The organism is Agromyces aureus, from assembly GCF_001660485.1.
GTDB classification, from domain to species: Bacteria; Actinomycetota; Actinomycetes; order Actinomycetales; family Microbacteriaceae; genus Agromyces; species Agromyces aureus.
Window position 1 is genome coordinate 2,441,020 of the sequence record NZ_CP013979.1, and the last position, 12,968, is coordinate 2,453,987.

The window sequence follows — 12,968 nt, forward strand, 5'->3', positions numbered from 1 at the left end:
CTACGCCTCGATCGAGCCTTGCTCCGATTCGATCTCGGCGGCCCAGTGCTCGCCCCGAGCCGCCGGGGCTCAAGCTGCTGCTCACCATCCTCGCCGCGATGTCGGTCTTGGCCGTCGTCAGCACGCTCGGCTTCATCTGGATTGGGAGCCATGCCCAGGCCGAACCCGACGCGACTCGCATCGCATGTGACGAGACCTCGGTCGACCCGATCGTGATCGTCGCGGACCCATCAATCGCGGGCGCCGTGGACTACACGTCCAGCCGCCTGCCGGTGGCGACGAACTCGGGGCGATGCCTCCTCGCCAAGGTGGTATCGCAGAGTTCGTCGGACAGCGTCGCCTCCATCGCTGCCGGGCAATTCGACGGCGATGTCTGGATCCCCGGTTCCGGCGTTTGGATTCAGCGACTGGCGGCTCTCACTGAATCCTTGGGGCGTACTACGCCCGAAATCGAGAATCGCGGTTCGCTCGCGGTGTCGCCGGTCGTCCTCGGCGTGCCCGCGGCGCACGCCGCCTCAGTCGAAGCGGAACCGATCACCTGGGCGCGCGTTCGAGACCGCGAAATCGTCGCCGTGCTGCCCGACCCGCAGTCCTCGGCAGCGAGCGTGGCCGCCCTCTACGCGGTGCGCAGCGTCTCGTCGGCAGACGATCCGCGTCAGTTCGCCGGCGCGCTGATGTCGCTCGGCAAGCAGATCCCGGCATCGGCCGACGCGGCGATCAGCACCGCGCTCGCCGCCGATGAGCCGACCCCGGTCATCCTGACCGAGGTCGAGGTCGCCGAGCACAACAGAGACAACCCCGACGACCCACTCGTCGCCGAGTACCCGACCGACGGGACGGTCATGCTCGACTATCCGTTCGTCGTGATGCCCGACGAGGAGGCGGATGACGGGAGGACCGCGCTGATCAGCGAGTTCGAACACGAAATCAGGCAGGCTACACAGCCGATGGACACCGTGGGTCTCCGGCGGGTCGACGGCTCCGGCGTATTGGCAATCGCCGGGGTGAGTCCCTCACTTCCAGACGCGGCCGCCGCGCTCCAAGCCGCCCAGCAGACGCAAGAGATCGGTGCTGCGCAGCTGGACATTCTCCGGTTGTGGGGGATCATGACGCTTCGCTCGCGAATGCTCGCGGTAATCGACGTATCGGGGTCGATGGAAGAGCCCGCCGAGAACGGCCTGCGCCGAATCGACATCTTCCAGCAGGCGGCCGGCGGCGCGCTCGGGCAGTTCTCCGGCGAGGTCCAACTGGGCGTGTGGATCTTCTCCACGGCCCGAGCAGGGGAACAGGATTGGGAAGACCTCTCGCCCATTGCGCCACTCGCCGACAGCACGCACACAGCGCAGGTGATGCAGATCGTCGGTTCGCTGCACCAGCGCCTTGGCGGCGCGACCGGCCTCTACGACACAACTCTGGCCGCGGTGCAGCGGGTACGTGATGGCTACGACCCGGAGATGGTGAATTCGGTGCTGCTGATCACCGATGGCAAGAACGACGACGAGAACGGCATCGACCTGCCCACGTTGCTCGCGAAGCTGCAGGAGCAGAACGACCCGCTGAAGCCGGTGCCGGTGATCATGGTCGGGTTCGGTCCTGACACCGACCTCGCCGCGATGCAGCAGATCGCTGCGACCGGGGGCGCCGCCTACTCGGCGACGCGGCCGGAGGACCTCAGCGCGGTGCTCGTCGACGCGCTGTACCAGCGGGGCTGCCGGCCCGATTGCGGGTGAGCGGGTTCAGAGAGTCGGCCTTCATACTTGTGCGACTGCCGGCGAAAGCGCGGCCGAGAAACCGCAGATCAATGGACGAATCTAGACGACCAGGATTTGATGCGTGAATCTTCTGGACTTGGATTCAAGTCCGAATCAAAAGCGCTGATCAGGGCAACGTTCCGAAACCTTGATCCAGTTTATCCAAGCGCATGCCATACGGGAAACAACAGAGAATTCCCTGATCAAAGGGGAACTCTGGAGGACGCGGTACCCAATCGTTGCCGTCTTCGATAGCGCTTCCAAGGCTTTGCACCTCAGCACGCTCGCGCAGATGGCGACCGCGATGGTGAGGCACCCGTGCGCGCGGTTGCTTGCTCGGCCAAAGCTCCGTTCAGAAGGTCTTACGCATCTGCTGCGTGACGACGTCGTAGCCGGACGAGCTGTATAGCGAGATGGCGGAGCGGTTGCGCCCGAAGACATTCAGCTCCAGCGCGCCCGAACCGGCCTGCCTGGTCGCCTCCTCGACTGCCTCGAGGAGAGCCCGCCCAAGTCCGCTTCCCCGTCTGGCCTCGATCACTTCGATGTCGTAGAGGAACGCGACATCCGGAATGCCACGTGGGTGGTCGAGACCCACCCATGCGCGGCCGACCGGGTCGCCGGCGGCATCCACGCCTCTGAGTACCAGCATCCGGGCCGTCGCCGGGCCGTCAGGCAACAACTGCGAGTTCTCATCACGAGCGCGCTGCACCGCTCCCTCCCGCTGCCATCTCCCGGCCGTGACCTGCTCATCCGCGTATTCTTCCGCGATCGCGATCTGCCACTGTTCGTACTCGGCCGAAGTCATCCGCCGAACGTTCACCTTCGTCACAGAGCCATGTTGACACGACGGGATTCCTCAGGTCGATTGATCTCCGACTCAGGCGAGTGCCGAAGAACCGAGATCCCAGAGACGTCCCGCGGCCGATCGGTCGACGGCATACGCGGCAACGCCATTCGTGCGGCCTGCGCCATCGGGCACGGTGGCCGCTTCCTGGTTGTCCTCGAAGTACCGGCCGGTGACTCCGTCGACGAGTGGTGATGCGGCGAGCAGGACTGTCGTGGAGGCTCCCTGTTGCGGTGTCTTGTAGAACGACTGCTCTATGCGGTTGCCCTCCTCGTCCATCGCGCCCATGGATCTCAGCGTCTCGTCATCCAGATGCCGTTGGAGGCGCGTCGTGATCCACCCCGGCATGAGTGCGTTGGCGACGATCCCGTCGCCGCCCCACCTCTCGGCGATGCCGGTGGCGAGCAGGACATCCGCGGTCTTGGATTGCGAGTACGCAGTCCATCGGTCGTACGGACGGCGTTCGAACTGCGGATCGTCGAAATCGAACGGGGAGCGCAAGTGCGCGGAGGAACTCACGACGACGACTCTTCCCGCCTCGGCCGCACGGAGTCGGTCGCGCAATCCGAGTGCGAGCGCGAAGTGGCCGAGGTAGTTCGTCGCAAGCTGCGTCTCCCATCCGACGGACGTCAACTGCCTGGTCGGGATCGCCATCACGCCGGCATTCGCCACGAGCGCGTCCACTGCACCGTCGACCGAGCGGGTGAATGCGGCAACGGAGCTCGGACTCGTGAGATCGAGGGCGGCCGCCTGAACGGACCCGCGCCCTGGCGCTGCGGCGACCTCGTCGATCAAGGCTTGCGCGCTCGTAGGGTCTCGGGTGCCGATCAACACCTGACCCCCTGCTCGAGCGAGAGCTCGAGCCGACTCGGCACCGATTCCCGACGCCCCGCCCGTGACGACATAGTGTCGACCGGTCAGATCCACTCCTTCGAGAACCTCGAATGCGGTGCTTCTCGAGTCGTATGGACTGGTCATTCGCTGCACTGACATCGCTTCCCCTCCGCACCCTCCCACGCCGAATTCCCACAGCGGTCATCACTCTCACGCCCCGGAGGTACCACGAGCACCGGTCATTTGACTCCACCCATCATCTGCGCCCGGATCGGTCGGCCCAAGTGCGGACCCCAGCAGGGACCACGTCGTCAGCCCAACCCGGTGACGAGGTTGATGAACGTCGCCAGGATCACCGCGCCGAAGAGGTACACGAGAAGGGTCTGCGCCAGCACGATGCGGCGGACCGCGTTGGTGCGCACGTTCGTGTCGGCCACCTGATAGGTCATGCCGAGTCCGAACGAGAAGTAAGCGAAGTCCGTATACATGGGATCCTCGTCCTGGTTGAATTCAATGCCGCCGATCGGGTGAATAGATGGCCAGGACCGCACACTCGCGGGCGGTAACCCACCGGACAACAGGACGTACTACTCCCCCGACGCTCGCCCCCAAGCCAGGTGGGGTACAACGACGGCCACCCGCTGTTAGAGAGCAGAGGCCGGCATGCCGAAAGAGCGCAATGCGACCGCCGCTCAGCAGTCTTGACCTTCTGCCAATTCAGGCCGTGCCAGAGCAAGCCGCTAGCTCTCTCCAGTCTGCTCGGTCAGAGTTGCTGAAGATCTTGGGTCATTCGACACAGATTCGGTACAGCACGGTGTCGATACCGTCGGGGCCGGCGACAAGTCATTTGACTCAAGAGAACTGCCTACCGAACTGCGAATCTCTATCCCACAGGATCCCTGCTCGACATCGAGAGCCTCGAAAGGCTATATAGCTCTAGGCATTCGATAGTCGTTCCGAGTAGGTCTTGACTAAGACGAAAATGGAGGTCGATCATGACGTTTGTCACCACGGAAGATGGCGCAGAAATCTTCTTCAAGGACTGGGGCAGTCGCGATGCCCAGCCCATCATGTTCCACCACGGCTGGCCGCTGTCCGCGGATGACTGGGACGCGCAGATGCTCTTCTTCCTCGGAAAGGGCTACAGGGTCATAGCGAACGATCGGCGAGGTCATGGCAGGTCCTCACAGATCAGCACCGGCCACGACATGGATCACTATGCGAGCGACGCCAACGCAGTGGTCGAGCACCTGGACCTGCGCAACGCAATCCACATTGGCCACTCGACCGGCGGTGGCCAGGTCGCGCGTTACGTCGCCCAATACGGAGAACCACAGGGGCGAGTCGCGAAGGCCGTCCTCGTATCCTCCGTGCCCCCGATTATGGTGCAGACCGATGCCAACCCTGACGGAACGCCCATCTCAGTTTTCGATGGATTCCGCGACGCGCTGGCGGCGAACCGCGCTGAGTTCTATCAGGTGGTGGCCTCTGGGCCGTTCTACGGCTTCAATCGCGCCGGCGCCGCCATCTCGCAGCCCGTGATCGAAAACTGGTGGCGCCAGGGGATGATGGGCAGTGCACTGGCCCACTACGAGGGCATCAAGGCCTTCTCTGAGACGGACCAGACGGAGGATCTGAAGGCAATCTCCGTGCCTGTTCTGGTCACTCAGGGTGACGACGACCAGGTCGTGCCCTACAAGGACGCGTCTGTGAAGCAGGCTGAACTTCTCCGCAACGCGACCCTCAAGATCTACGAGGGCTACCCACACGGCATGCTCACCACGCACGCCGACGTCATCAACCCCGACCTTCTCGCCTTCCTCCAGGGGTAGATCGGTTCATTCCACCAACGAGACGGCGCACCCGGAGAGCTCGGGTGCGCCGTTCGAACGCGACTATCGGCATCTCGAAGATCCGCGCCGGCGATCTCGTCGATCACGTCGATCTCGTCGATCTCGTCGATCTCGTCGATCTCGTCGATCTCGTCGATCTCGTCGATCTCGTCGATCTCGTCGATCTCGTCGATCAGTGATTGCGCGCGCGTCGGGTCTCGTGAACCGAGCGACACTTGCCCCCTGCTCGAGCGAATGCTCGCGCTGTTTCAGCGCGGGCACCGGTCATTTGAGTCCATCCGTCAGGTTCATCTTCGGTCCCGCGCCGGTCATCTGCTAGGAGGACGTCGTCAGCCCAAACCGGTGACGAGGTTGATCACGGTCGCCAGGATGACCGCGCCGAAGAGATACGCGAGCAGCGTCTGAGCCAGCACGATGCGGCGAACCGCGTTGGTTCGCACATTCGTGTCGGCCACCTGATAGGTCATGCCGAGCCCGAACGAGAAGTAGGCGAAGTCCGTGTACATCGGATCGTCGTCCTGGTTGAAATCGATGCCACCGATGGGATCGGTGTAGTACTCGCGTGCCACCCGCAACAGGTAATCGGTCTGGATGAGGGCCCAAGATGCCGCAACACTGAGCACCGACACCCCGGCCAGCAGGAACGATTCGACCTCGCCGGCATCCTTGGTCTCGATCAGCACGACCGCCACAGCGCCCAAGCTGATCAGGCTCCCGACGATCGCCAGGAGCCTGGCGAACCGTCGCCCGGGATCCTCGCGTACCGCATGCGATCGCGTCGCAGCCGCATCCATGGGCCAGATCATGAGCAGGATCCACACCGTGGCCGTGCCGGCACCCGCAGCCCAGCCGGCGAGCAATGCGGACGCGAACCCCAGGGCGAAACCGACCGGCACGGCCACCGCGAATCCGACGAACGCCGAGACCACGGTGCGAACCGCCGTGCCACCGAACCGATGAGTATGAATTGCGGTCATGGTTGCGATGCTGTCACGTCGGAGACGTTCGGTCGTGTTCGGTGCCGTACCGTCTCGGCGTCCTCGGGTTCTTCGCCGCCCGATATGCGCTGACGGTGGGGTCACCTGTGATCCAATACCGCCACGGATACATGGCAGCATCGCCGCCCAAGCCGCTCACGCCGACACGCGGCCCTGACGAGCGATCCAACCGCCACGGTGCGTCGGGAACGAGGAAACTCCACGAACCGCCGAAGAGATCGTCGCCGTTGTTCGCAAGCGTCACCCCGAGGGCCTGGGCAACAGACCCGGGTCCGCGAGCGAGTTCCGTGTGCGGAACGGGTGACTTCGGCCGTCGGGCCGCTCGACGCGTTCCGGCGAGTTCCTCCCCTTCGATGACGTCTCCGGCGCGGATGAGACATCCGTATGGCTGGCCGGGATGGCCGGTCACCAGGTTCACGGCATGATGCAGGCCGTAACTGAAGTAGCTGTAGACGTGACCGGCGGCCCCGAACATGGTCGCGTTCCTGGCCGTCAATCCGCGGAATGAGTGCGCACCGGGATCGCGCTCGCCTGCGTACGCCTCGACTTCGGTGATCCGGATGGCCACCGTGCCATCTTCATCGCTCTTCGCGACCACGCAGCCGAGCAGCTCGGGCGCGACGACCAGCACGTCGCGAACAAAGAAGGCGCGCGTCGTGGGCCGGTAGCCCGATTCGATCGACATCTCAGCCCTCTCACCGTGAACTGATCCGCACGATGTGCCGTGGCCCCCAAGGGCCGAGCCGAGGCGGATACCGTCGCCCCGGCTCAGCCTGCCGTCATCGCAGGGGCACGATGCCCTGCGTCTGCCGCGGGAACATTGCGATGACCTCTTCGGGGATGTTGAGGTGCTGCGCGACAAGCTTGGGCGGCAGATGCGCAAGCCAGTTCGCGAGCGAAACCTCTTCGTAGTGGTCGCTGCGGAACGTCTCGAGGAAGATCAGGGGCTCGTCACCCGTGTTCTCCACGTAGTGGCCGAGGTTACGACGCACCAGCCCGACATCGCCGGCCTTGAAGTCCATCGTGTTCGCGTGTGGGCCGGTGTTGAACACCGTCATCCGCGCGGATCCTTGCAGGAAGTACTGCCACTCGTCGGCGTTCGGGTGCCAGTGGAGTTCGCGCATGCCGCCCGGCTCGACCGTCGTCAACGCTGCCGCCACCGTCGTGGAAGCGGGGAAGTTGGAGCTGTCGGCGATCTGGATGCGCCCGCCGCTGTTCTCGTGCACCGGTACGGACTGGCCCAACCGGAAGATCACCGGCTCGGTCCCGCCCCACTGGACGCCGGCCGCGAGTTGGTCGGCCTCCAGGTCGCCCGGTACTTCGCCGGGAAAGATCCACAGGTCATGCAGCGGGATGTCTTGAAAGACTTCCTGCGCGACCCCGAAGTTCTTCGCCAAGACGTCGGGGGGTGTGTGGGCGAACCAGTCGGTGAGAAGCAACGTGTTGCTCTCGGACTGAGCGCCGTCGTCGAACGCGAGGACGAATTCTGCACCGTCGGGCCCGAGCCCCTGGAGGGAATGCGGAAGGCCAGGCGGGAAGAACCAGAGGTCTCCGGCGAAGACGTCTTCGACGCTCGGCAGTCCAGCGCGGCTCAACGTGGTCACTCGGCAGCCACCGCGGGTCATCAGGGCCCACTCTGCCGTCTGGTGCCAATGCAGTTCACGAATTCCGCCGGCCTCCAGGTACATGTTCACGCCCGCGATCTCGTCGGAGATCGCGAAGTCGCTCTGGGTCACTTCGCGTGCCCATCCTCCGTCCTGCACCCGACGCGGCGAGATGTTGAACGACGACCAGAAGAAGGGTTGCGTGCTGACATCCGTCGGCGGTGCGATGACGGAACTGGGGAACTGCTCCTCGAGGGCCGGATTCCGCGGTCCGTCCATCACCGTGCTCGCCGGATTGTCGACGGTGTTCACCACACCTTCCGCCGGAAGGTCGGGGTTTCCATACGTCGGCGTTTCGTGGTGGGGCGCTGAGACGTCGCTTGAGTCCATGGTTCGATCTCCTTGTGTGGGAAGGCGAACCTGGCTCAGTCGTCGGCTGAGGCTCGCCTGGATGGTCTTGTCAACGACAGCGAACCAATGAGACGAGGCACTTTGCTTGAGCCATTCGACTCGACTGAGCCATCGCGATCCACACGAGCGCTTTTACTCGCGACGCTTGCGTCGGTCGCGCATAGCTTCAGGCTGGAGCCGACTTCGGTGAGGACATGGAGCGAGTCGGTCCCGATAAGACGGAGGTGCACCATGCGTGCGATCGGCTTCAATGTGTTTGGGGGGCCAGAAGTGCTCCACGAGCTCGAGCATCCGGATCCCGAGCCTCGATCGGACGAGGTGCGGATTCGTGTCGCGGCGTCGACGGTGAACAACGGCGACACGTACATGCGCAAGGGGCAGGTGGGCTCGCTCGCGCACCGCCCGCCCTGGGTGCCCGGTATGGAAGCCGCGGGTGTCATCGATCAGGTCGGCGCGATCGCGTCATCGCGGTTCGCAGTCGGCGATCCAGTGACGGCATTCGTCATACCCACGGACCCGCGGGGCGGCGCGTACGGCGAGCTCGCGGTGACCTCTACCAGGCGCGTGATCGAAATTCCGAAGGGCTCCACAGTCTCGGAAGCGGCGACCCTGCCGATGAACGGGATTACCGCGCATCTGCTTCTCAATGCGATGAGCCTCCGGCCAGGTGACGTCGTCGCGGTCATCGGGGCGGCCGGCGCGGTTGGTGGCTACGTGGTCGAGCTTGCGCATGCGGCTGGATTCACGGTGATCGCCGATGCAGCTCCGAGCGACCGAGAACTCGTCGCACGGTTGGGTGCCGACATCGTGGTCCCGCGCGGGGAGCAGGTACTTCGTGCCATCCATGCTGCTGCCGACGGTGAGGTCGATGCTGTGGCTCTGACGACCGCCCCATGGCTGGATGCCGCCAGCATCGTGCGCCCGGGCGGCGTCGTGGCGACTGCCGTCGGGATTTCGGATGGCGCCCAGCTGTCGGCCGCACGTCGTCGAGGAGTGCAAATCGTTCCAGTTCGTGTCGATCTGGAAGAAGATCCCGCACCGATGCTCGAGCTGCTCCGGCAGCTCACCGAGGAAGGGGCGCTCAGCTTGCGCGTGGCGGACGAGCTCCCCGCTCGTGACGCCGCAGAGGCGCACCGGCGTCTCGAGGCCGGTGGGCTTCGCGGTCGGCAAGTTCTGCGATTCGATTGACGCGCCGCAGCGGGCCTCGTTCAGTCATCGAGTCCGTCGGCCCCTGCGACCGCCCAGTTGTCCAGCGAGTCCATCCGCAATCGTGTGAGAGTGAGGCCGTCGATGAGCCAGGCGTCGCCGACTCTCGCGTAGGTTTCACGGTATTGGCCGTAGCCTCTGTGCCCGTCCGGGGCGTCCACTGCTGCTGGAAACGTGAGCAGGTCCTCCATCGCCCAAATTCCTGATGCGGTGTTCGCCCCTGTGATTTCGATCTCCGGCATGTGTCCGTGATGCACGGTGGGTGCTGCCCCGACAAGATCGCGGATCGTGTCTGCGAACTGCTTCGGTGAACTCCAGGTGATGCCATCGGTGACGAGGTGCGCATCGGGTGTGAACAAACTGAGCAGCTCGTCGAAGCGCTTTTCATCTACGAAGCGGAAGTATCGGGCCTTCAGTTTCTTGATCTCCTCGATCGCCTCCAAGGCGTCGATTCGGCGAACGAGGTCGTCATTTCTGGTCATTTTCAGCTTCTTTCGTTCCGTGGTTCTGTGTTTCGAAGAGCGGTCGGAAGCTCACTCCCGCGATGACGGCGCCGAGCGTTGGCGCGGCGATCGAGAGCCAGAGCTGCGCAAGAGCTTCTTCGCCACCCCACACGGCCGTCGCGATCGATCTCGCCGGATTGAATGAACCGTTCGAAACGGGGATTGCGAGGAGAGCCACGAGCGTGAGCGTCAGCCCGATTGCGAATGGGGCGACCCTCTGAAGAGCGGAGGATGCCGTGACGCCGAGAATGACCCAGACGAAGAGGCACGTCGCGACGACCTCGACGAGGAACGCCGACGCCCAACTGAAGCCTCCTGGGGACAACGCGCCCCAACCTGTGGAGGCGAATCCGCTCGCGCGCGCCCTCTCGAGGAAGCTGTCAGGTCCGCCGGCCGCGACGCCAGCCACTAGGCAGGACGCAGCGAGTCCCCCAGCGATCTGAGCAACCACGTATGGCGCCACGTCCCGCCACCGAAATCGTCCTGCGACTGCCAAGCCAGCGGTAACAGCAGGGTTGAAGTGTGCTCCGGACACCTGACCGAACGCTGCCGCGCCGACGACCACGCTCAAGCCGAGCGCGAGCGCGACACCGAGGAACCCGATGTTCAGCCCGTTCGAACCGGAGTCGAAGTCGGCTGCGAGAATCGCCGCCCCGACCACCCCGAATACGAGGATGAACGTGCCGCATGCCTCCGCCGCGAGCCGTGTTCCGTAGGTCGGCGTGGCTGAAGATGTGGCGTCCGGGGCAAGCACATTGCCGGTCATCATCGTCCCCTCTCGTTGGGTGCTCTGAGCTTCGGACGACGATCTGCGGGCCCGCATCGGCTGAATGACCCTCCCGCCTCGTCCACTCCGGTGCCGTAGGGATCGGGTCTTTTGACTCATTCACGGATGACCCGGGGTGGCGTGAAGTAGACGGCGACGACGGGCGCACTTGGACTCGTCACCTCATTCGCGTCACGATGGCTAGGAGAGCTCGCATGCCGTACATCACCACGCAGGACGGGACGGAGATCTACTCCACCGATCAGGGTGTGGGCCATGCCAGATGACGGTCCGATCACAGCGACCAGCCGGACACCAGTGCGCGACTACCTCGCGTTCCGGTGGCTTGCGCTGGTCGCGGTCGGCGGCGCTGTCGGGACTGCACTGCGGATGGCGGTGTCGGCGATCGTGCCGAGTGAGGGACCGTTTCCCATTTCGGTCATCGTGGTCAATCTCTCGGGCGCGTTCATTCTGGGCTGGCTCCTCGAAGCGCTCGCGCTACGAGGACAGGACACCATTGCTCGACGTGGGATTCGGCTCGGTGTCGGGACGGGTGTTCTCGGCGGCTACACCACGTACAGCGCTTTCGCGGTGGCCTCTGACGGGTTGATCGACACCGACAACCTCGCGGTCGGGCTCGTCATCGCCTTGCCGACGGTCATCGTGGGTGTCGTGCTGGCCTCGCTCGGGGCGGCGACCGCTCGAACGCTCCAACGAACGGGGCAGGGACGATGATCTGGCTCGCGATCGCGACTGCACTCGCCGGCGGCATCGGCGCGGCTGTGCGCTTCGGACTCGACGGCGTCGTGACCGCACACAGTCGGTACCGCATCCCACTCGGTACGCCGGTGATCAACGTGACGGGCTCGCTCCTCTTGGGCTTCGTGACGGGACTGGCGACAGATGGTGCGAGCGCGGAAGTTCGCACGATCGTCGGCGTGGGATTCCTCGGGGGCTACACCACGTTCAGCACCGCGAGTACTCAGAACAGTGACCTGGTGCGGAAGGGCCACCCCTTCCTGGCCATCGTCTACGGGGCAGGCATGCTGGCAGGCTCGCTCCTCGCCGCAGGATTCGGACTCTGGATAGGGATGGCATTGACATGACTACTCACACGACGCGCGCTCACGCACACGCCAGGTACCCGTTGCTGGAACAGCCGCAAGTTGCTGTCATTCTGGCCGCCGTCTCCGGCGCGCTGAACGCCTGGACCCTCGCCAATGTCGGTTCGTTCGCAACAGTGCAATCGGGAAACATCGTGACGGCGGGCTTCTACATCGCCGACGGCAACGTCGAGCGAGTGGTGCCGGTCGTCTTGTCTGTCATCGCTTTCGGTATCGGCGCGCTCCTTTGCGCCGTGTTCGTCACACTCGTGCTCCGACGACGGCATTCCTACTCCGGTTGGATCCTGGCCTTCGAGGCGGTACTCCTGGCTGTATGTGGGGCGCTCGCCGGCGCAGGGGCTGTTCCGCCGATGGCCGTGGCGCTCACGGTGAGCTTTATCGCCGGGGTGCAGGGCAACGCGTTCCACCGCGACAGCGGCATGCTCTACGGCAATACTGCCGTCACGTTCGTGGTCCAGATGACTTTCAGCGCGGTCGGTCGTGCAGCTGTTTCGCGGACGAAGGCCGGCGACGGTGCTGTCCCTCTGCGAATCGCTGGTCTGTACGGATCCGTGCTCCTCGCTTTCGCGGCCGGCGCCGCGGCGGGGTTCCTGCTCGATACGGTTTGGTCTGCCGCATCGCTCCTTGCGGTATCGCTGACGCTGGCAGGGCTCGCGCTCTTCGCCGTGCTGGCACGTGGCTCTGCGGATCCTGACCAGAACGCTCCCACGCCATGAGGATCGCGCCGGCGATCGCGCGCAGGTCCGGCGGTAGCGCGTACGTCGACGACACGCTGTGCGCCGTCGGGCCTCAGAATGCCGGGTTGAGCTCTTCGGCATCGGGATCGGCGAGGTAGGCCTCCCGCAGAGCTCCGGGCCATGAGGCTCGAGGTGCCCTCCCGGTTGCGTCAGCGTCTGCTTAACGACCGCGTCGCTGAGGACCCTCTCAATATCGAACCAGTGACCAATCGTGTCCCATCGCACGATTGAGTTCTGGGGCGACTATCGAACCTCTCGAGTCCGTCGTTGCCGGGAGCGGTGCTGGCATCTTGGAAGATGCACGCGATGAGGAGGGCCTCGACGCGACACCCACTCC

Annotated in this window: 15 protein-coding genes; 7 read left to right on the plus strand and 8 right to left on the minus strand. The window is 64.6% G+C overall.

Annotation, left to right across the window (positions count from 1 at the left end; all coding sequences use genetic code 11):
- Positions 1-98 precede the first annotated feature (98 nt).
- On the plus strand, positions 99-1,730 hold the full coding sequence (locus tag ATC03_RS10870; RefSeq protein ID WP_067876769.1) for a substrate-binding domain-containing protein: 1,632 nt from the start codon (positions 99-101) through the stop codon (positions 1,728-1,730).
- A gap of 373 nt (positions 1,731-2,103) precedes the next feature.
- Here ATC03_RS10870 and ATC03_RS10875 read toward each other — a convergent pair whose 3' ends face one another.
- The 3 genes from ATC03_RS10875 to ATC03_RS19780 form a co-directional block, all read right to left on the minus strand.
- Positions 2,104-2,580, minus strand: a complete 477-nt coding sequence (locus tag ATC03_RS10875) for a GNAT family N-acetyltransferase (RefSeq protein ID WP_067876770.1) — start codon at positions 2,578-2,580, stop codon at positions 2,104-2,106.
- Between the two features lie 48 nt (positions 2,581-2,628).
- Positions 2,629-3,588 (minus strand): SDR family NAD(P)-dependent oxidoreductase, encoded by a 960-nt coding sequence (locus tag ATC03_RS10880; RefSeq protein WP_067876772.1) that lies wholly within the window; start codon positions 3,586-3,588, stop codon positions 2,629-2,631.
- 152 nt (positions 3,589-3,740) lie between these two features.
- Entirely contained in the window at positions 3,741-3,917 is a 177-nt protein-coding gene (locus ATC03_RS19780; RefSeq protein WP_232338863.1) for a DUF1345 domain-containing protein, read from the minus strand.
- Positions 3,918-4,424: 507 nt separating this feature from the next.
- Here ATC03_RS19780 and ATC03_RS10885 point away from each other — a divergent pair.
- Entirely contained in the window at positions 4,425-5,261 is an 837-nt protein-coding gene (locus ATC03_RS10885; protein WP_067876774.1) for an alpha/beta fold hydrolase, read from the plus strand.
- A 44-nt stretch (positions 5,262-5,305) separates the two neighbouring features.
- Positions 5,306-5,461: a hypothetical protein gene (locus tag ATC03_RS20590; RefSeq protein WP_156997153.1), complete on the plus strand. Its 156-nt coding sequence runs from the start codon at positions 5,306-5,308 to the stop codon at positions 5,459-5,461.
- 150 nt (positions 5,462-5,611) lie between these two features.
- On the opposite strand, the gene ATC03_RS10890 is transcribed toward ATC03_RS20590, so the two are convergent.
- The 3 genes from ATC03_RS10890 to ATC03_RS10900 form a co-directional block, all read right to left on the minus strand.
- The gene (locus tag ATC03_RS10890; protein ID WP_227820070.1) at positions 5,612-6,211 is read right to left on the minus strand and encodes a DUF1345 domain-containing protein; all 600 of its coding nucleotides are present in this window, start codon (positions 6,209-6,211) and stop codon (positions 5,612-5,614) included.
- A 61-nt stretch (positions 6,212-6,272) separates the two neighbouring features.
- A complete protein-coding gene (locus tag ATC03_RS10895) occupies positions 6,273-6,965 on the minus strand; it encodes a DNA-3-methyladenine glycosylase (protein WP_067876784.1) in 693 nt (230 codons plus the stop codon).
- 94 nt (positions 6,966-7,059) lie between these two features.
- Positions 7,060-8,274 carry a cupin domain-containing protein gene (locus ATC03_RS10900; RefSeq protein WP_067876787.1) on the minus strand — a complete coding sequence of 405 codons (1,215 nt, stop codon included), beginning with the start codon at positions 8,272-8,274 and terminating at the stop codon, positions 7,060-7,062.
- A gap of 252 nt (positions 8,275-8,526) precedes the next feature.
- On the opposite strand from ATC03_RS10900, the gene ATC03_RS10905 reads away from it, so the two are divergent.
- Positions 8,527-9,483, plus strand: a complete 957-nt coding sequence (locus tag ATC03_RS10905) for an NADP-dependent oxidoreductase (protein WP_067876790.1) — start codon at positions 8,527-8,529, stop codon at positions 9,481-9,483.
- 20 nt (positions 9,484-9,503) lie between these two features.
- Here ATC03_RS10905 and ATC03_RS10910 read toward each other — a convergent pair whose 3' ends face one another.
- On the minus strand, positions 9,504-9,983 hold the full coding sequence (locus ATC03_RS10910; protein WP_067876793.1) for a nuclear transport factor 2 family protein: 480 nt from the start codon (positions 9,981-9,983) through the stop codon (positions 9,504-9,506).
- Positions 9,970-10,770 (minus strand): aquaporin, encoded by an 801-nt coding sequence (locus ATC03_RS10915; RefSeq protein ID WP_067881920.1) that lies wholly within the window; start codon positions 10,768-10,770, stop codon positions 9,970-9,972. The genes ATC03_RS10910 and ATC03_RS10915 overlap by 14 nt, the downstream gene beginning before the upstream one ends.
- Positions 10,771-11,088: 318 nt before the next feature.
- On the opposite strand from ATC03_RS10915, the gene ATC03_RS10920 reads away from it, so the two are divergent.
- The 3 genes from ATC03_RS10920 to ATC03_RS10930 are packed head-to-tail and all read left to right on the plus strand — an operon-like array spanning position 11,089 to position 12,610.
- Complete coding sequence (locus tag ATC03_RS10920) at positions 11,089-11,505, plus strand: fluoride efflux transporter FluC (RefSeq protein ID WP_227820071.1); 417 nt, start codon at positions 11,089-11,091, stop codon at positions 11,503-11,505.
- Positions 11,502-11,876, plus strand: a complete 375-nt coding sequence (locus tag ATC03_RS10925) for a fluoride efflux transporter FluC (protein WP_067876799.1) — start codon at positions 11,502-11,504, stop codon at positions 11,874-11,876. Before ATC03_RS10920 ends, ATC03_RS10925 begins: the two co-directional genes overlap by 4 nt.
- Before the next feature lie 41 nt (positions 11,877-11,917).
- Positions 11,918-12,610: a YoaK family protein gene (locus tag ATC03_RS10930; RefSeq protein ID WP_161490335.1), complete on the plus strand. Its 693-nt coding sequence runs from the start codon at positions 11,918-11,920 to the stop codon at positions 12,608-12,610.
- The last annotated feature ends 358 nt before the right edge of the window (positions 12,611-12,968 follow it).